16 protein-coding genes are annotated in these 17,284 nt (G+C 62.1%); 6 read left to right on the top strand and 10 right to left on the bottom strand.

Features of this window, described 5'->3' with window-relative positions:
- Position 1: 1 nt before the first annotated feature.
- The 6 genes from AC1D05_RS21725 to AC1D05_RS21700 all read right to left on the bottom strand — a co-directional run bounded on the left by AC1D05_RS21725 (position 2) and on the right by AC1D05_RS21700 (position 5,688).
- Complete coding sequence (locus tag AC1D05_RS21725) at positions 2 to 613, bottom strand: acyl-homoserine-lactone synthase (RefSeq protein WP_477444007.1); 612 nt, start codon at positions 611 to 613, stop codon at positions 2 to 4.
- Between the two features lie 79 nt (positions 614 to 692).
- Positions 693 to 1,487 carry a helix-turn-helix transcriptional regulator gene (locus AC1D05_RS21720; protein ID WP_477443824.1) on the bottom strand — a complete coding sequence of 265 codons (795 nt, stop codon included), beginning with the start codon at positions 1,485 to 1,487 and terminating at the stop codon, positions 693 to 695.
- A gap of 124 nt (positions 1,488 to 1,611) precedes the next feature.
- Complete coding sequence (locus AC1D05_RS21715; RefSeq protein WP_477443823.1) at positions 1,612 to 2,889, bottom strand: D-tagatose-bisphosphate aldolase, class II, non-catalytic subunit; 1,278 nt, start codon at positions 2,887 to 2,889, stop codon at positions 1,612 to 1,614.
- 35 nt (positions 2,890 to 2,924) lie between these two features.
- Entirely contained in the window at positions 2,925 to 3,878 is a 954-nt protein-coding gene (locus AC1D05_RS21710; protein WP_477443822.1) for an SIS domain-containing protein, read from the bottom strand.
- 11 nt (positions 3,879 to 3,889) lie between these two features.
- Entirely contained in the window at positions 3,890 to 4,897 is a 1,008-nt protein-coding gene (locus AC1D05_RS21705) for an N-acetylglucosamine kinase (RefSeq protein ID WP_477443821.1), read from the bottom strand.
- Entirely contained in the window at positions 4,897 to 5,688 is a 792-nt protein-coding gene (locus AC1D05_RS21700; RefSeq protein ID WP_477443820.1) for a DeoR/GlpR family DNA-binding transcription regulator, read from the bottom strand. The genes AC1D05_RS21705 and AC1D05_RS21700 overlap by 1 nt, the downstream gene beginning before the upstream one ends.
- A 266-nt stretch (positions 5,689 to 5,954) precedes the next feature.
- Between AC1D05_RS21700 and AC1D05_RS21695 the strand changes: the two genes are divergently transcribed.
- From AC1D05_RS21695 to AC1D05_RS21670, 6 genes are all read left to right on the top strand, one after another.
- Positions 5,955 to 7,205 (top strand): M20 family metallopeptidase, encoded by a 1,251-nt coding sequence (locus tag AC1D05_RS21695; protein WP_477443819.1) that lies wholly within the window; start codon positions 5,955 to 5,957, stop codon positions 7,203 to 7,205.
- 44 nt (positions 7,206 to 7,249) lie between these two features.
- Entirely contained in the window at positions 7,250 to 8,320 is a 1,071-nt protein-coding gene (locus AC1D05_RS21690) for a substrate-binding domain-containing protein (protein ID WP_477443818.1), read from the top strand.
- Positions 8,321 to 8,524: 204 nt separating this feature from the next.
- A complete protein-coding gene (locus tag AC1D05_RS21685) occupies positions 8,525 to 9,598 on the top strand; it encodes a substrate-binding domain-containing protein (protein WP_477443817.1) in 1,074 nt (357 codons plus the stop codon).
- Positions 9,599 to 9,643: 45 nt separating this feature from the next.
- Entirely contained in the window at positions 9,644 to 10,576 is a 933-nt protein-coding gene (locus AC1D05_RS21680; protein WP_477443816.1) for an ABC transporter permease, read from the top strand.
- A 40-nt stretch (positions 10,577 to 10,616) separates the two neighbouring features.
- Positions 10,617 to 11,366, top strand: coding sequence for an ATP-binding cassette domain-containing protein (locus AC1D05_RS21675; RefSeq protein WP_477443815.1), 750 nt, complete (start codon positions 10,617 to 10,619; stop codon positions 11,364 to 11,366).
- A gap of 61 nt (positions 11,367 to 11,427) precedes the next feature.
- On the top strand, positions 11,428 to 12,675 hold the full coding sequence (locus tag AC1D05_RS21670) for an alanine racemase (RefSeq protein WP_477443814.1): 1,248 nt from the start codon (positions 11,428 to 11,430) through the stop codon (positions 12,673 to 12,675).
- 99 nt (positions 12,676 to 12,774) lie between these two features.
- On the opposite strand, the gene AC1D05_RS21665 is transcribed toward AC1D05_RS21670, so the two are convergent.
- From AC1D05_RS21665 to AC1D05_RS21650, 4 genes are read right to left on the bottom strand one after another with little or no spacing between them, the layout of a single operon-like run.
- The gene (locus AC1D05_RS21665; protein ID WP_477443813.1) at positions 12,775 to 13,572 is read right to left on the bottom strand and encodes a DUF6339 family protein; all 798 of its coding nucleotides are present in this window, start codon (positions 13,570 to 13,572) and stop codon (positions 12,775 to 12,777) included.
- Positions 13,569 to 14,477 carry a hypothetical protein gene (locus AC1D05_RS21660; RefSeq protein ID WP_477443812.1) on the bottom strand — a complete coding sequence of 303 codons (909 nt, stop codon included), beginning with the start codon at positions 14,475 to 14,477 and terminating at the stop codon, positions 13,569 to 13,571. The genes AC1D05_RS21665 and AC1D05_RS21660 overlap by 4 nt, the downstream gene beginning before the upstream one ends.
- Positions 14,474 to 16,312 carry a hypothetical protein gene (locus tag AC1D05_RS21655; RefSeq protein WP_477443811.1) on the bottom strand — a complete coding sequence of 613 codons (1,839 nt, stop codon included), beginning with the start codon at positions 16,310 to 16,312 and terminating at the stop codon, positions 14,474 to 14,476. The genes AC1D05_RS21660 and AC1D05_RS21655 overlap by 4 nt, the downstream gene beginning before the upstream one ends.
- On the bottom strand, positions 16,294 to 17,274 hold the full coding sequence (locus tag AC1D05_RS21650) for a PD-(D/E)XK motif protein (RefSeq protein ID WP_477443810.1): 981 nt from the start codon (positions 17,272 to 17,274) through the stop codon (positions 16,294 to 16,296). The genes AC1D05_RS21655 and AC1D05_RS21650 overlap by 19 nt, the downstream gene beginning before the upstream one ends.
- Positions 17,275 to 17,284 lie beyond the last annotated feature (10 nt).

The raw sequence follows: 17,284 nt of genomic DNA, 5'->3' as shown, positions 1-17,284 counted from the left end.
CTCAGCTGTCGGTCGCGCCGGCCGGCCGACCCGTCGCCTTCCGCATCTCGAGCAATCTGGCGAGCGTCCGCTCATCGAAGCTGGCAGTCACGGCTACCGTTTCCTCGCCGCCGATCATCTTTGGCAAGCCGAGGGGTGTGACCCGAAAATGCAGCTGGACAAGGCGCAACAGCCATAGGGGATTCATCTCGACGACGATCGTATCAACCCCCGTGCCGAGACCCCATTCGACAATTCCGGAAAGAAGCGCATTCGCGACGGGGCTCAGCATGCGGCCACGCTCGCGGTGCCTCGGCTCGACACAATAGCGCGTCCATTCCCAGATATTCGGTCCCACAGGGAATTCGCCTTCGCAAAGCTCGGGCAGCACATCCGAAAGCAGGTGCGGCCGTGTCGTGGGCAGCATGCGCTGATAGCCGATTACCTGACCCTCTTCGATGTAAAGCATGTGAACCGCATGCTCGTCATCGAAACGGTCGCTTTCGCGGCCATCTTCGCTTCGAAGGTCGGCCCAGCCTTTATCTTCCACGAATACCCTGTGCCGAAGTCGGAAAGCGCTATCTAGTTCGCTTTGGCTGAGATCGGCGGTCTGCGCGGTAATGAGATGAAGCATCGGACGTCCTCCAGCGATTGAAGTCGTCCGAATCTGTCTGCCGGATCCGTCATGCGGCATCACGTGATTGCGTGAGGAACTAGGCGATCAGGCCGATCCTGAACGCATCGGCCACCGCGCGTACGGTGCTTGTTACTCCGAGTTTTTCACGAACGGCGCGAAGGTGAGTGTCGGCCGTGTGGCTGCTGACGCCCAGCCGGTCTGCAATCTCGTCGACAGTCAGACCTTCTGCCGCCCATCGCAGAACATCGTGCTGTCGAGGGGAAAGCCTGACGGGCTGGCGCGGGACCGGCCCTTCGCGGATTTCAATTGCATGTCCGAGTGCATACGCTGCAACGAGCCCCAGTGCACCGCGTTGGGAAGGGTCCAGTTCAAGTCTTTCGCCAGCAATTGAAAAACCGATCTGACGGCGCTCCAGCGTCGAGAACGCCAGTGTCATACCGTCCCTCAGCCGAAACTCCGCTGCTTCCTGCATCACGTGGCGGGCCGAAGCTGACAGTCTGCAATGCTCGGCAATATCCCTCCAGACGAAGGGTTCGCTTGCACGCCTTACAAGTCCAATTGTCGGATCACGATGCAGATAGCCCTGCGAAAAATAACGAAGCGACCACTCCTTGGGCCATGCGTCCAGAATTACGTGGGACACCTGCTCACGGCGCATTGCTCCCGGTGGGGGAATAACTCCGGCAAGCATTCCGGTCGCCCCAAAGTGGGCGGTGTAACCCAGAATTGACGCACAAAGCTCGCGAACCGTGCGCGTACAACGAACCTGCTCCAGGAAGTGGTAGGTCTGCTCAAGACGCTGCCGCCATATGATCTGCATGCCGCCGCCGGCGACGGGCATGGAACCTTTACCTTTGCGCCCGATCGACATGGTTCAGCGCGTCCTCTTGCAATAGGCAGGGTGCGCTGCCCCACTGTCCCTTTGAAGCGGCCAGCCGAAGCGCTGCGGCCCATGGCCGTCCCGTCGGGCACAGGACGGAACACGCCCCAGGTATCTAGCCTGCGCGGCTGTATGGCCGTAAGGCATGCTGGATCCCCGCAAGTAGCAGCGATCGGACGTCGGGCTCTACGCACCCTGTGACCACCCCTGGATAGATAGCCCCCAGATACTGGCTGATCAGCGTTTCCGGAATCTTTCGGCCTTCCAGTATTGACAGCAGGCGGCCAATCGCCGCTTTGGCCCGAGGATCAGGCCAGTAGTAACGGATCCGGTCACTGTAGCTGAAATGACGCTGGACCCGCTGTTGTTGCGGTGTTCCGTGGTAGTGCGTCTCCCAATCCGCAGGTTTTGCCAGCATGAGTTCTTCCATGACCCCGCGCAGACGTTCCTCTGGCGTAAGCAGGCCGAGTTCAGCGGCGATTGCGTCAAGTCCATAGAATGTTTCGCGCAATGCGAAGGTGAGACCGGGGCCGACTTTCAGGATGCCGAAGCCGTCGCGGACCAGCGCACCGAGAGCCTCACAAGGCTGGTAGTCGGTCGAGTGCGCTTCGAAGACGAAACCCGGCAGCTTTTCGAGCGCCTTCGTCAGGGCCGCGGCCTTGCGCGGATCGTAGACTACGACATTCTCGTTGCCAAATTCGACACCCGGCTGGACTACGAGGCCGATGCAGCGGGAGAAGGCGTGCGCAATCCCTGCAGCCTCGAAAGCCGAGCGGTGAATATCGACCGTGCGCACGGCATCTTCCGGTCTGGTGACCGCAATCGTATCGAGTGCCTCAAGCGCCCCACCGGGGATCGGCACTTCCGTTCCGATCACGTAGACCGGCGCCGGCAGGTCGCGTTCGCCTGTGACAGATTCGGCGACCGAAGCCAGCCGGGCAGCCCGCGCAGCGATGACTTCTTCGGCCAGAGGCGGGCCTCCATCGTCAGCGCATTCCATGCTGGCGTCGAGGTGAAGCTTGCTGAACCCGGCGCGTGCATAGGCCGCTATCATCTCTTCGGCGCGCGCCATGGCGGCTTCCGCCGTCAGCATTTTCCACGGATTAGGCCCGAGATGGTCGCCGCCGAGCAGCAGACGTTCGAGCGGGAATCCGGTTTTGCCAGCAATAGCCTCGACGAAGGATCGAAAGCTGGCGGGGGTCATTCCCGTATAGCCGCCGTCTTGGTTGACCTGATTGCAGGTGGCCTCGATCAGGACGGGCCCGCCCCGCTCCAGGCCTTCAAGCAGGGTCGCCTCGATCACCAGGGGGTTAGCCGAGCAGACCGAGGTCACCGCGCGGCGGTTGCCGGCTGCGACGTCGTCGACAAGCCTTATCAGGGGATGTTCGGACATGGTGCCGTCTCACAAAAAAGGATGGTCAGTTTGGGCTAGGCGAGCACGACCACCTTGGCCAGATGACGCGGTGCCGACGTGTCCTGCCCCTGCATCTGCGCGACCCGTTCGCCAAGAAGCTGCAGTGCGGGCAGATAGACGAGCCCCAACGCCTCTTTGACGGCTTCTGCCGGCAGGCAGAGATCGCCCCTGCCACCGAAGCCGATGACGAAACCGCCCTTGGCCCGCAACTCGTCGGCAAGCTGTTCCTCTTCTTCGCGCGTATCGGGGTGATAGAGAATGATGATGGCAGAGCGCTCGTCGACCAGACTCACCGGGCCGTGACGATATTCGAGCGGGTGATAGGCCTGCGTGAAGGTGCAGGCCATCTCCTGCAGCTTGAGGCCGCCTTCGGCCGCCATCCCGTAAAGAGCGCCGCCGCCGAGAAAGACGAAATGCGAGCGCGACGACAGTGCCCGAAGGTCGCTGCCGGCGAGGTTCTCCAGCATGTCACGGGCAGCGGTTGTGACCTCGGGACCAATCCTGTAGCCGGCAAACTTCAGCGCCATCAGGAGCATGAGGCTCGCCGAGGCGGTCATCACGATCCCCTCGTCAGGGTGAGTAGGCGAAGCGATCAGATGGTCCGAATGCCTGGCCAGCGAGCTCCGGTCGCTGCAGGTGATGCCGATCGCTTCAAGTCCCATTGACCGGCTGGCCTGCACCGCGCGCACCAGCTCGGAGGATTCGCCACTCCGGGAGATCGCTATGACGACGGCATTGGAGCGATCGGCACAGTACGACTGCGGCCGGCGAAACCATTCGTTTCCGGGTACCGCGATCGCCGGGGTGCCGCGCTCGTTGAGCAGGACGGCGGTCGAGAGAGCGAGGTTGTAGGAGGAGCCGCAGCCCAGAACGATATGGGTCTTGCCGGGGTCAGGCGCGACGATCGCATCTCCCAGGGTATCCCAATAAGGGAACTGCTCAAATATGGATTTCTCGGTCGCATTCATTGAAATGCCTTTCATGGGAGAGTGTTCGACACACGGGCTGCCGTGCTGCTTCCGGCCGGATCGGCCATGGAGGGGGCAAAGACACGTGCAAGTTCTGAGGTGAAGGTTTCGACAAAGGACGCGCCGGGTTCGATGCCCGCGGTTTGCAGGGCGCTCCAGACGGCACCCCCGACGGGCACCAGTGCCGCAGGCCGGTACGGACTGTTGATGTGGCTCATCAGATCCACAATGGTGCGGCTCTGGAACACGCTTCCTGCCGCGCTCCAGGTCTGCCCTGGCTGACCGGAGAGCCGCTGTGCTGTTTCGAGATGACTGGTCAGTTCCGCGGCTGCTGCCGTCATGATCGCCACCGCGGTAGCGTCGCCCGTATCGGCAAGACGGTCGACAAGGCGGGCGAGGGCGGCGATCCCGGAGCGCGCGTGCTTCAGCGACAGGAACCACCCCATCAGGGCTTCAGGCCCATCCTTGCCCTCCGCTCCGATCTCGGCCAGGAGAGCGGCAGCGAAGGCCGGAGCGTCGAGCCGGCCGTCCAGTGCCCGGCTGGCCTGCCGCATGGCCTGGTGCCCGATCCAGTAGGCGCCACCCTCGTCGCTGAAGGTCTCGCCCCAGCCGCCGACCCTGGTGATGCGTCCGTCGCCTCCCCTGGCCATGGCCATTGCGCCAGTGCCGGCGAGGACCAGTGTGCCGGGCCCGCCCAGGAAGGCGCCGTCGAGCGCCACGCGGACATCGTTTTCGTTTCTGTGTGGAACCGGCAGCAACTGGTCCACCACGTCGTCGGCCGTCCTGCTGACGCTCTCGACCTCCGCATAGCCGGGCAGGCCCAGCACGGCGAAACGGATCGAGGAAAACATCGGAACGGCGTGACGCAGGAGGTTTTCGAGGTCCCGGCGCCATTGCGGATTGTCCATCGGATTGACACCCGCACCGGCGACGCCGAGTACGATGCGGCCATCCTGCCGGGTGACGACCAGGTGGGTTTTGGTTCCGCCGCCATCGAGCCCAAGGACCAGCGCTTCCATCAGGCGGGCGTCTCCTCTGCAGCAACGCCACCGCTGACGGTGAGGCTGACGCCGACATTCCTTATCCGCTCGCGCCACTCGGGGGCGATGCCCGCATCGGTGACGACGTGCGTTGTGGCCGAGATCGGCGCGACAAGGTAAGTTGCCGCCCGTGCGAACTTGCTGTGGTCGGCAAGAACCAGCCGCTGGGCCGCGCGCGACAGCATGCGGGCATTGATCGTGGCCTCCGACAGGTCGACGCTGTAAATCGCGTTGTCGCCATTGATCGCGCCAGCGCCAAGAAAAAGCTGGTCGAACCACAGTCGGTCGAGCATTGATTCCGCAAGCGGACCGACGATCGAAGCGTTCTCATTGCGAAGCTGGCCGCCAAGAACGGTGACCTGGACTTTGGGTGTGTTGAGCAGTGCATAGGCGATGGCCAGCCCGTTGGTGAACACCGTCAGGGGCAGAGGTTCGATCCGCAGCCTTCGTGCCAGCTGAAGCACGGTCGTCCCGGCGTCGAGGAACACCGTGGAATGCGGCTTGAGCATGCGGTATGCGGCATCCGCGATGGCGCGCTTGGCCTCGATGTTCTCGTTCTCGCGCTCGCCGAAGCCCACCTCGATGTTGGATCCCTCCGCGAGCCGTGCACCGCCATGAACGCGGTCGATAACACCCTCTTCTTCGAGCACCCCGAGATCGCGTCGCAGGGTCGCCAGCGAAGCGCCCGTTGCGGTGACCAGGTCCTGGATGCTCGATGGGCCGTTCACATACAGGAAGTGCCGGATCGTGCTGAGACGGTCGTCCTTCATGAAGAGTTTCTCGCCTGTCAGGTTAGCTTCGGACTGGCATAACCCACGAGCCCGAGCACAGTCAATCACAGTTTTGATCTTTTATGAGCGATTCAGCTGGTTGATTTTCGGTCGAGCGGCTCAATCCCTCAGCGCTTGCCCGCAAACCTAGGCTGCAATGGCATTTCTGCTGGATCGCAGGTCGATCAGTTTCGATCAAAATTGTGATTGACAAAGCGAAATCCGCTCAGATAGCATCATGGCATGCTTGAAGAGGAGAGACGGGTTTGACTTCCCAGCCCCCCGCCAGTCTGCCGGCCTTTCACAATGTGCTCGACCTGCCAGCCGCCATCGGGCGGCTCCAAAAGGCGATCGGCATCCAGACGGTCACCGGCAACGAAGCAAACATCATCCCGTTCTTCCGGTCGGAATTTGAAAGGCTGGGTCTGGACGACATCACCACCCGGGATTTCTTGCCCGGCCGGCCCAATCTCTGGGGCACTCTTCGAGGCGCAGGCGGCGGTCGGAAGGTGATGATCATCGGTCACACCGATACGGTGCATGTGAGAGGGTGGTCGGAACGCTGGGCGGGCGACGAACGCGAGAGTCCGTTCAGCGGGGCAATTGTCGACGGCGAGGTGTGGGGCCGCGGCGCGTCCGATCTGAAGGCCGGCCTGTGCACAGGCATCTCCGCGCTGGCCACGCTCAACGCTGCAGGAACCAGCCTGAAGGGCGACGTGACGCTGGCTTTCGTCGGCGACGAGGAGAGCGGCGAGCCGGGCAGCGGCGTCAGCGGGGGCATGAAGGCGCTGGTCGACGCCATGAGGACAGGAGAGGTCGCACGCCCCGACTTCGCCATCTATGTCGAGCCGACAACGCTTGACGTCTATCCCGCCCATATGGGCTTCATGATTGTCGATATCACCGTCACGGGACGTACGTCCTATGTAGGCCTGCCCGAGAAGGGCGTCGATGCACTGAAGGCCGCCAACGCCGTCCTGACGGAACTCTGGCGGCTTTCCGATCGCCTGGCCGCGGCCGGAAACCATGATCTGGTCGGCCGGGCTTTCATCCTGGTCACCTCCATCGAAGGCGGTGGCTATATCGCGGTTCCGGGCGAGTGCAGGCTCAGCCTCCTGCGCAAGCTGCGTCCGGGGGAGTCGCTCGATACCGCCCGCGAGGAAATCGAGGCGGCGGTCATGGCCGCTGACCTGCATCCCGATATTCGCGTGGCGTTCGGATACCCGGCTGGCCGCAACCACCCATTTGGTGGAACCCCTCTGGATGGCGACCCCGCACATCCGGCGGTGGTCCAGCTCGCCGAAGCGGTGCGCACCGTGCGTCCCGACCGCGGGCGCATCCTTGGCGGGCCGTTCTGGTCGGAGGCACCGTTCCTCGCGGACATCGGCATCCCGAGCGCCTATTTCGCGCCTGGCGATATCCAGATCTGTCACGGGGTGGAGGAGCGCGTTTCGCTCGACGAATACCGCGACGGCATCGTGGCGCTATCAGCGTTCCTTGCCGGCTACTGCAACTGAAAGTGCGGCTGAAACAGAGAACGAAAACGGGAGGAGAACATCTCATGACACTGTTGCGTCATGCATTCCTGGGTGCCCTGGTGGCGTCTGTCGTCATGCCGGTCGGCGCCTGGGGGCAATCCAAAGCCGTCGGACCCAAGGGCGAGGCCGCGACGCCTTCCAGCGAACTCCAGCTCACCGATGAGGAGGTCGCGAAGCTAAAAGAAGGCCACTACACGGCCGCCATGGTCTGGCACATGGCGCAGGAATACACGAGTGCCGTGACAGCAGGCGCCCAGGATGAACTCGACCGTCTCGGGATCAAGGTGCTGGCCATCACGGAGGCCGGCTTCGACGCCGCCAAACAGAAGAATGACCTTGAAACCGTCATGGTGCGCAATCCGGACGTGATCCTGACCCTTCCGGTCGATCCGGTCTCGGCCGGCGAAGCATTTCGACCCGCCCTCGGGCAGGGCGCCAAATTCGTCATCGTCGACAATGCACCTGCCGGCTGGGAGCAAGGCAAGGACTACGTCACTGTCGTTACTGACAACAATTACGAGATGGGAAAGCAGACAGCCGATGCGCTAGCCAAGGCGATCGGGTCCAAAGGCAAGGTCGGCATGATCTACTACGACGCCGATTTTTTTGTAACAAACATGCGCGACAAAGCCTTCAAGGACACGATCGCCGGGAGCTATCCCGGGATCAGGATCGTCGCCGAGCAGGGCTTTGCGGATCCCCGGAGGGTCCAGGAGATCGCAGACGCGATGATGCTCCAGCACCCGGACCTCGATGGTATCTATACCAGCTGGGGCGAACCGGCCGAAGGCGCACTGGCCGCTCTCCGCGCGGCCAAAAACGATCATGTGAAGATCTCGACGCTCGACGTCAACGAGGTCATCGGACTAGACATGGCTAAGGGCGGCAATGTTGTTTCGATCACCGTGGACGAAGCCTATGAGATCGGGCGGGCACTGGGAGCTGCGGCCGGTTACGCACTGCTGGGCAAGGGCGTTCCTCCGTACATGGTTGTGCCCGCCGTGACTCTCACCAAAGATAATCTGGTCAAGGGCTGGTACCAGTCCATGCATCGCGAGGCACCGCAGTCGATCAGGGACGTCCTGGTCAAGTGAGACCGGTCGTGTCGAGCACCTTTGCCTGTCGACAAGCGTAGAGCGCGGGCTCTGCACCTGGCAATATCCAGGCTTGCCACGGTCTGGAGGAGCGTCCTCCCGCTCGACAACTATCAGAGACGGCACTGTGGCTGTCAGCCTCCCACTACCGGCAAGCTGACAAAAGTGCCGTCTGAACCGAGAAACATAAATGGGAGAAGCATCATGAAACTACAGCGTTATGCATTTCTGGGCGCGCTAGTGGCGTCCCTTGCGGCAGTGCCGGGTGTGGCCTGGTCACAGTCGAAGACTGTTGGGCCCAAGGGCGAACCTGCGACGGCATCCAGCGAACTCAAACTCAGCGACGCAGAAGTCGCAAAGCTCAAGGGTGGGCACTTCAAGGCGGCGCTTGTCTGGCATATGGCGCAGGAATTCACCAATGCGGTAACGGCCGGCGCGAAGGACGAATTTGACCGCCTCGGAATTCAGGTGGTGGCAACCACCGAAGCTGGCTTTGATGCCGCCAGGCAGAAGAACAATCTGGACACCGTCATGGCGCAGAATCCGAACGTGATCCTGACCATTCCCGTCGATCCGGTCTCGGCCGGAAATGCGTTTCGCTCCGCACTCGACCAAGGTGCCAGGTTCGTTATTCTTTCGAACCCGCCGGCTGGCTGGAAACAGGGCAAAGACTACGTCACAATCGTTACGGACGACATATACGAGATGGGCAAGCAGACCGCCGATGGACTGGCCAAGGCGATCGGGTCGAAAGGCAAGGTCGGCATGATCTACTACGATGCCGACTTCTATGTGACGAACCAGCGCGACCAGGCTTTCCGCGAGACGATCGCCAACAGCTATCCAGACATCAAGATTGTCGCCCAGCAGGGCTTCTCGGATCCGGCGCGCGTCCAGGAGATCGCCGACGCAATGCTGCTGCAGCACCCGGACCTGGACGGTATCTACACAACATGGGGTGAACCGGCCGAAGGGGCGCTGGCGGCACTCCGTGCCGCCAGGAACGATCACGTAAAGATATCCACGCTCGACGTGACCGAAGTGATCGGACTCGACATGGCAAAAGATGGCAACGTGGCGTCCATTACTGTGGATGAGGCCTACGAGATCGGTCGCGCGATGGCAACGGCATCCGGGTACGCGCTGCTCGGCAAGGATGTACCGCCTTTCGTTGTGGTGCCCGCTCTCACTCTCACGAAGGGTAACCTTGTGAAGGGCTGGTATCAGTCCATGCACCGTGAGGCGCCGCAATCGGTCAAGGACGCCGTGGGTAAGTAAGACCGCTGATCGGGGACCGCATAAGTGAAAGCGTTTACTGCCAGAATGAAGTCGATCGAGCCGGTCAGCTATATTGTCTACGTCGGCTTCCTTGTGATTTTCATCATTTTTGCCGTCATCTTGCGCGACGTGGGCTTCCTGACGCCGCGCAACCTCCTCAACATCGTCCAACAGACTGCGCCCATCACCGTGATGGCCGTGGCAACTGTGTTCGTGTTCACAGCAGGCGAGATCGACCTATCTATCGGCTCGGTCGTTGCCAATGCGGCGCTGGTCGCAGCAGTCCTCATGCAGGCATATCCTTGGCCCCTTGCGGTGCTCGCCGGCCTTTCCGTCGGGGTTGCCATCGGCATCCTCAACGGAGCGCTGGTCGCCTATCTGAAACTGCCGTCCTTCCTGGTCACCCTGGCGAACATGGGTCTGTTCGCCGGCACGGCGCGCTGGCTCACCGATCTTCGCTCGATTCCGGTCTCCGATCCCACGTTTACCGGCCTTTTCGGCTCCGGCAGCCTTTTTGGCATCCCATCCCTGGTCTTCTGGACCGCCGGAGCCGTAGCGGTGGGCCATTATGTGTTTCGCAGCACCCGTTTTGGCGCCCATGTCCATGCAGTAGGAGACAATCCGGCAGCAGCGCGTGCAACCGGCATCAGGGTTCCACATGTCCGGTTTTCAGTCCTCGTGCTCAGCGCCACATGTGCGGCATTGGCAGGCCTGCTCTATGCTGGTCGGCTCAGTGCCGCGCGCTATACCTTTGGCGAGCTCGATCTCCTCACCGTAATCGCAGCGGTGATTGTCGGAGGCACGCGTCTCAATGGAGGTGTTGGCACCGTGCTCGGTGCGCTGATCGGGTCCCTGATGATGGGCATGCTCAACAACGGCCTGATCCTCATGGGGCTCGACGTTTCACAGCAGATGATAATTCGTGGCCTGATCATCCTGGGTGCTGTTGCACTGACACTTCGCGATCCAAACCGGTGATCTCATGCCAGCAGACGCAATGATGAGTGAAGGAACCACCATGGGCGACAGCCAAACCCCGATTCTGGCGCTGCGTGAGATCCACAAGGCATTTGGCGGAATCACCGCCATCCAGGCCCTCAATCTCGAGATCATGCCAGGCGAAATAGTTGCGCTGGTGGGTGACAATGGCGCCGGCAAATCAACGCTGGTCAAGATCATCGCTGGCGTCTTCCCGGCAACCTCAGGCCAGATTGTCCTGGGTGGAGAAGAGGTTCATTTTGCCAATCCCCGGCAGTCTCAGGATCGAGGCATACAGGTCGTTTACCAGGACCTTGCACTTGCCGACAGCCAGCCCGTCTACATGAACATGTTTCTGGGTCGCGAGAAGGTAAAGGGTCTGCTGCGCCGCCTGGACCGGAAGGCGATGATCAGCGAGACCGAAGAACTGGTGCGGGCGCTCGACGTGCGGATACCGTCGGCCCGGGCCAGGATACGCGAGCTTTCCGGCGGCCAGCGTCAGGGCGTCGCGATCGCCCGCGCTACGCACGGAGCAGGCAAGCTCATCCTGATGGACGAACCGACGGCCGCACTCGGCGTGGCAGAAACCGCAAGGGTGGAAAACAGTATCAGGACGCTCAAGGCTGACGACCGGGCAATCCTGATCGTCAGCCACAATCTCGATCAGGTATTCCGGCTGGCCGACCGCATATGCGTGCTGCGCCGCGGCGTTCAGGTGGGTGTGAAGCGCACCAGCGAGACCACAAACAACGAGATCGTGTCCATGATCACTGGCCTGATCTCTTCCTGAGAGGCGCGGCCAGTACGTTCGACCGACGCTTCAAGAAGAACCTCACGAAGGTGAAATTTTCATGTTCATGCAACGACTCATAGACCGCAATCCGGGACTCCTGAAGACCGCAGTCGATCTGCATCAGGCCGGCCGCATACCCGCCAACACCTTCGTCATCGACCTCGACGCAATAGCCGAGAATGCGCGGATCCTGAGTTCCACAGCTGAGGGCCTGGGGCTCAGGACGTATGTCATGACCAAGCAGTTCGCCCGCAACCCCTTCGTCACGAAGGTGGCGCAGGCGGCCGGTCTTGGTGGCGTGGTAGCCGTCGACATCAATTGCGCGCTGATGGCCCGCCGCTTCGGAATCCCGGTTGGCCATATGGGCCATCTCAATCAGATCCCGCGCCATCAGGTGCCAACCGCCGTTGCGATGCGCCCCGAGGTCATCACTGTCTATAATATCGAGCATGCCAGGTGGATCGACGAGGCAGCGGCCGACCAGGGTGTGGTCCAGGATCTGCTGATCCGCGTCAGCGCGCCCGGCGACATTTTTTTTGACGGGCAGGAAGGTGGGTTCCAGGAGCATGAAGTGGCGCAGGTTGCCGGTGCGATCGGCAAGCTCGGAAACGTCCGGCTGGCCGGCGTCACTGCCTTCCCCTGCATCCGGTACAACCCCAACCGCGGTGAAAAAGCCGAGCCCACGCCAAACCTGTACACAATCCTGCGCGCCGCCGAGACGCTCCGCGGCATGGGCATCGAGGTTCGGCAGATCAATACACCAGGTAATACAGCGTCCGACACAATGTCCGTCCTTGCCGGTCATGGCGCGACCCACGTCGAGCCAGGAAATGGCGTCTCCGGCACCACTCCAAATCACGCCTGGCGCGATGATCTCCCTGAACGGCCAGCCTATGTCTACGTGAGCGAGGTCTCGCATCACGTCGGTAATCGGGCTTACGCTTATGGGGGTGGCGTCTATCACGATATGCATATGGCCGGATCGCCGGGCGCTTTGGTAGGTTCGACATGGGAAGAGGCGAGAGGCAATGGCGTCGAATATCTCCACGAAATAAGGCAGGTGATCGACTATCATGCTGTGCTCGAGCCTGGGGCAAAGTGCAGGCCCGGCGATACGGTGCTGCTTGGCTACCGTACACAGATGCAGATGACACGTTCCTATCTTGCCTGTGTGTCGGGGCTGTCAAAAGGCAGGGGCCGTCTTCACACTATCTTCGACTGGGCGTGCACACCGCTCGACGAGCAGCTAGAGCCCGTCTCGCCGGCGGTCGTCCGCGAGGAAGTTGATACACTGCTCGCCTCATAGCGGCAGGAAGGGTGGTTTGTCCCAGCTAGCACACGCGGTTGACCGGTTTGGGAGGCGTTCAGGCTTAGGCGAGCACCACGATCGGCGGTCAATTGCGGATTAGGTCCGACCGAGGAGGCGGCCAACCCAACCGGGTCTGGCAGGCGTTGGCGGTGTACTCTCTCCGGTGAAGAAAGAATCCATGACGGTCCCCAGCTCGGAATCCTCAATCTCCGAGAGGACCTGGATCTGATCCCGCAGTCTCAGCCGGACAATAGCTTCCCGCGTCACATCTTCCATAGCCGGACGGCCGAGCCGACCTGCCGCCCTGACCCAGGCCTCGGCGAACCCGCGCGCAAGTCGCGCGTCACTTCCGATGGATGGGCGCTCGGTGATCTGGACAAGAGCATCTTCCGTGAGCTCTGCCAGCAGCTCCCAGCGGCGGCCGGTCCGAGGACCTCTGTCGAGTATTCGCCCTCTCATCCACAGTCTCTGGAATGCATTGCGGATGCCTCCCTGAAATCGCTCGGCCGGCCTTCCGGCGAATCGCCATGCCGCAAGATCAGGCAGAACTACCGTCGCGAGGAACGCCCACACGTCATCCCGCAGTGCTTCGCCGCTTTCAAACTCAGGCACCTGTGCAAGGTGGATGGATGCAAGTTCGTCGAACCGAGCTCGCTCGATGGCGCTGCCTCGGTCCGGAAATCCGCAGGCATGGCCGATCTCGAGCAGAGCCGATCGGAGTGTCCGGAGGAACTCGTCGGGCACCGGGCTTCCACCGCTCGCAGCATAAGTTGCCTCGACAGGAAAATGGGTAGAATCCAGGCCAGCATCGACGGTCACCATGAGACCCGCTGTAGACGAAAGGCACGCGTCGACTGCGATGCGGTCGAGTCTAGGCAGTAGTGCCACGCTCATGCGCGAGCCTCCTCCGTCGCGACGTCCGCAGCGGCGAGAACCGCTGCATGGAACGAGGATGGTCTTAGATCGAGCATGCTCCGAATCGTCTGGATGTCCTGGCCGGGAAAGGCCAGGCGGATCCAGAACTCGACTCTGCCTGCTATGGAGTTGGAGTCGCTCTCTGCGACCGCTTGCTCGAAATCGGACTGTCGCAGCGATGTCGCGATGATCTGCGTCATGACATCGGCAAGCACCACCTGGAGGGTGGCCCGATCGCCGGCCAGAAGACGCTCGGTGAAGTCGGGGCGATCGCTGTTGAGGAAAAGTCGAACAGCTCCGCCGAAGTCCCGGTGGAGGTTGCCTGGAGCCCAGTGCAGATACCATGGCGCATAGGCTTCCGGCCTTCCGGCGAAGCGGCGAGAGAAACTCAGCGATTCCATCGGGAATCTGGGCTCCTCGCCCTCGAGACGCAGATCGATCCGGTCAGACCAGAGCTTCGATGCGGGTCGCGACGGAGACAGCGTGTGGGCGCCTGAACCGGGGTGGCCGAGGAGGATCATTGTCTCGGCAAGAAGGCGCTGGGAAAGGCTGTGTCCCGCCACTCGCTCCTCGAGAAGAATTTCTCCAGCGCGAATTTCGCGACGCGTCGCTGTAATGATCGTTCGGGGCATGTTGCCCGCACCCGTGCCGACGCGCATCAACAGCACCAGGGCGAGCTGCGCGATGTCGATCCGCAGCTGTGAGGCGGCGATATCAAGATCGACAGCAATCCGGCGCCTGAGGGTCACGTCGCGTCCGCTGTCCCAGTCCGCAATCCAGGGATCTTCTATGACGACTTCACGATCGTTCTCGACAAGTACCCATGGGCCGGCATGCACGGCGTCGGAGCCCAGAGTCAGGAATGGAAAGGCGATACGGCTCATGCGTCGACTGCCGCGGACAGTCGCGCACCGAGCGTCACGGCGCAATCGGACGGCATCGCAACAGCCACCTCGAACCTTCCGACTCGATCACCGATCTCGATCCGCGTCCCGCTGCCGAGCGATTCTCCGAGCTCATCGCGAGCGTCGAGCACACGAGGTTTGACGGTCGACGGCGCTTCGGCTGCGGTGCCGCCGTCCATCACAAGTGCAGGTTCAAGAAGCAGCGAACTTGCCGCGCCGTCGCCCCTCACGACCATTTCGAAAACCGCGACAGGCCCGTCCTGGCCTTCCTCCAGTCTCAGGAACAAGGGCCGAGTGACGCCGCTGCCACCACGGCCTGCACCGCCACCACCGCCCCCGGGAGCTCGAGGACCTGCGCCTTCGCCTTCACCCTCGAGTACCCTTCCAAACAGGCCGGCGACCGTCGCAAGCGACGGTCCAGTATCGCCGGCGATCGGCGGCGCCGCCGGCGGATTTGCATATTCTGCCGCGGCAACCTTGATGCGGCGGACGGCGATCCGCACGATACTGCGCGCCTCCTTGTCGGCGAGCGCCTCGAACTGCCAATCATCGTGGGCGGGCGGCTCTGCTTCTGCGAAGGCAGCCTCGACGATCTGCTCATCTGAAGCGACAAAGATACCAGCCCACTCGAATCGATCATCGGGAAGCTGCGGACCTTCGTAGTAGCGAACCACCAGTTCCACAGGCCGCATCACGGCGATCGCGGCGGATCGCTCCGGGAACAGGCTACCCTCACGATCTGCTGGCGAGATTCGATCTGCCCGGAGCCCTCGAACCATGCTCAAGCGACCAAGCATCCTGTTCGGCCGAAAGGAGCGTATCTCCTCGCCACTCGCCGGATCGGTCCGCAAGGCCTTCATTGCACGCGCGTAGAGATCCAGCGGAGGAAAGTCCTCAGGCCGCGGCAGCGGATATTCCGTATCGTCGATGAAAACGCGGAAGTGCATCGTCCGCGTCTCGGGCGTGTCCTCAATGAGCCGGGGCCAGAAGAACCAGAGCAGTGCCTCCTGCACGAGGCTCATCGCATGCTCGCCATCGGTGCCGACAAACGCAGGGTCAAGAATCATGATCGAGGTGCCTGATCGGGTAGCGTCGCGCCCCGGAAAGCCGATCGCGTCGGCAAGGTCCGCAGCCTCCTGGCCTTCGATCGGGTCGACGTACTCCTCGCCGTCTGCAGGAACACCCCACCAGTGCCTCCCGGTGAACCTTCGTCTCACTCCGTGCGGGTCGTCCGCGTCAAATGCTGATCCAAGCTGGGCAGCGATGAGGCGGCGGACCGGATCGCCTGCAAAGGAGGTCTGACTGTCGATCACGATCGTCGAACAGCGGCTCGCCAGATAGAGGGAGGTCTTGCCATAGCCGTATGTGCCGCCGCCGTGCACGGTGTTGCGGCGTGAACCCACGTTCCTCAGGAAATCGACAAAGTCGGTTGGCCCGTCATCAGACGCCAGGTCAGCTCTGGTCGGTCCGGCGAGACCGGCTGTGCCGAAGTCACAGATCTCGAGCACGCGCAGGCTTTCGGAATGCAGGAAATCGTCGAGGCTGCCCGCCGCCTTGCCGTCGAGCGGTCGCTGGCTCAGTATCTCGACACGCAGAACCGCGGCCTGTTGCGGATCAAGCGTGCGCAACCGAAAATGGACCTCGGCTCCGCCGTCGGACAGGGCTGCATCGCAGCTGTTCTGCACGGCCTCTCTCACCACCGTCTGGACAAGATCGATCGAGGGCGCACCGAGCAGCTTCAGATAGCCGTCGGCGGCCAGGTTGCCGGAAGCCGAGTAGGCCTCGGAGTGCAATGTCAGGGGTGGTCGAGGCATGCGATCATCTCGCTGACATGAGCGTCGGCACGAACGGCAGCCAGACGGCTGGACTCGGCCGCGACAAGGTCGATTGAGTAGGAAAGGCTGGAAATGCCCGTGGGCAGGGCCCCGGTCGCGAAGCTCTCCGGGGTAATCCTGGGGAAGTCGCCGGCGACAACATAGTGGTGCTCGCCCTCAAGACGAAAGTTCACCATGTTCCATACCGGGGCGTTCGGATCAGCGCAGCCGACAGCCGCAAGAAGATTCCGGACCGCAAGGGAGTCCGATGCCGCTGTCATGGCTTCTGCTGCCAGTGTCGACACCGAAAGGTCGCCGCCCGTCGACTGCTCGAGCTGATAGAGCACGAGATGCAGCACGCCTCCCGTTGGAGCGAGCAGCTGATCGACCGAGGAAATCTTGACCGAAAGGCCAGTCACTCTCGCGGAGGTCTTGACCTCGAGCGCGAGGCTGCCGGCGCGAAAATCATGACGTTCCATCATGGGGCCGCGCCAGAGCCGCCAAGCGCGCGCATCAAGCCGAAGCATCCGCCGGAGCATCAGGAGCTCGCCGACGAGACCCCTCACTTCCTGGGTAGTTACTCCAGAAGCCGGATCGGCGAGCAGCGATCTGAAGTCGTCGAGGGTCGACGCGCAGGCGTCGACTGGAGACGAGCCAGCCCTGATACGCTTCATCATCTCTGCGCTGACATCCGCAAAGACCCCGTCCAGCCCGGCTGCCAGGCAGACAATGTCAAGGTAGCGTACCGAGACATCATTCAGAGAGTAAGTCGCGATGCCGATCCCAAGCGACGGACTGCTCGGAACCTGCGCGATCCGTTCGCTGTGTCTTATCGGGAGGAGCACGCGCAGCTCGCCCGCATTGCCTAGCGCAAGGCGAACGCTTCCGAAGCCAGTCTCGATTCCCGTATCCACGCTTGGAATCCCGAGCTCGCTCGATGCGTGACCACCACGGCGCAGCATGGACCACTCT

The sequence above is a fragment of the Mesorhizobium sp. P2_E9 genome, assembly GCF_056403815.1.
Note: the sequence above shows the minus strand (reverse complement) of the source record. Positions and strands in the feature narration are given on the sequence as shown.

What these genes read in the sequence shown, in the direction of transcription:
- AC1D05_RS21675 (WP_477443815.1), top strand. Translation starts at nt 10,617, where the DNA reads ATGGGCGACAGCCAAACCCCGATTCTGGCGCTGCGTGAGATCCACAAG.
- AC1D05_RS21660 (WP_477443812.1), bottom strand. Translation starts at nt 14,477, where the DNA reads ATGAGCCGTATCGCCTTTCCATTCCTGACTCTGGGCTCCGACGCCGTG.
- AC1D05_RS21680 (WP_477443816.1), top strand. Translation starts at nt 9,644, where the DNA reads ATGAAGTCGATCGAGCCGGTCAGCTATATTGTCTACGTCGGCTTCCTT.
- AC1D05_RS21665 (WP_477443813.1), bottom strand. Translation starts at nt 13,572, where the DNA reads ATGAGCGTGGCACTACTGCCTAGACTCGACCGCATCGCAGTCGACGCG.
- AC1D05_RS21710 (WP_477443822.1), bottom strand. Translation starts at nt 3,878, where the DNA reads ATGAATGCGACCGAGAAATCCATATTTGAGCAGTTCCCTTATTGGGAT.
- AC1D05_RS21655 (WP_477443811.1), bottom strand. Translation starts at nt 16,312, where the DNA reads ATGCCTCGACCACCCCTGACATTGCACTCCGAGGCCTACTCGGCTTCC.
- AC1D05_RS21705 (WP_477443821.1), bottom strand. Translation starts at nt 4,897, where the DNA reads ATGGAAGCGCTGGTCCTTGGGCTCGATGGCGGCGGAACCAAAACCCAC.
- AC1D05_RS21725 (WP_477444007.1), bottom strand. Translation starts at nt 613, where the DNA reads ATGCTTCATCTCATTACCGCGCAGACCGCCGATCTCAGCCAAAGCGAA.
- AC1D05_RS21690 (WP_477443818.1), top strand. Translation starts at nt 7,250, where the DNA reads ATGACACTGTTGCGTCATGCATTCCTGGGTGCCCTGGTGGCGTCTGTC.
- AC1D05_RS21700 (WP_477443820.1), bottom strand. Translation starts at nt 5,688, where the DNA reads ATGAAGGACGACCGTCTCAGCACGATCCGGCACTTCCTGTATGTGAAC.
- AC1D05_RS21670 (WP_477443814.1), top strand. Translation starts at nt 11,428, where the DNA reads ATGTTCATGCAACGACTCATAGACCGCAATCCGGGACTCCTGAAGACC.
- AC1D05_RS21720 (WP_477443824.1), bottom strand. Translation starts at nt 1,487, where the DNA reads ATGTCGATCGGGCGCAAAGGTAAAGGTTCCATGCCCGTCGCCGGCGGC.
- AC1D05_RS21715 (WP_477443823.1), bottom strand. Translation starts at nt 2,889, where the DNA reads ATGTCCGAACATCCCCTGATAAGGCTTGTCGACGACGTCGCAGCCGGC.
- AC1D05_RS21685 (WP_477443817.1), top strand. Translation starts at nt 8,525, where the DNA reads ATGAAACTACAGCGTTATGCATTTCTGGGCGCGCTAGTGGCGTCCCTT.
- AC1D05_RS21650 (WP_477443810.1), bottom strand. Translation starts at nt 17,274, where the DNA reads ATGCTGCGCCGTGGTGGTCACGCATCGAGCGAGCTCGGGATTCCAAGC.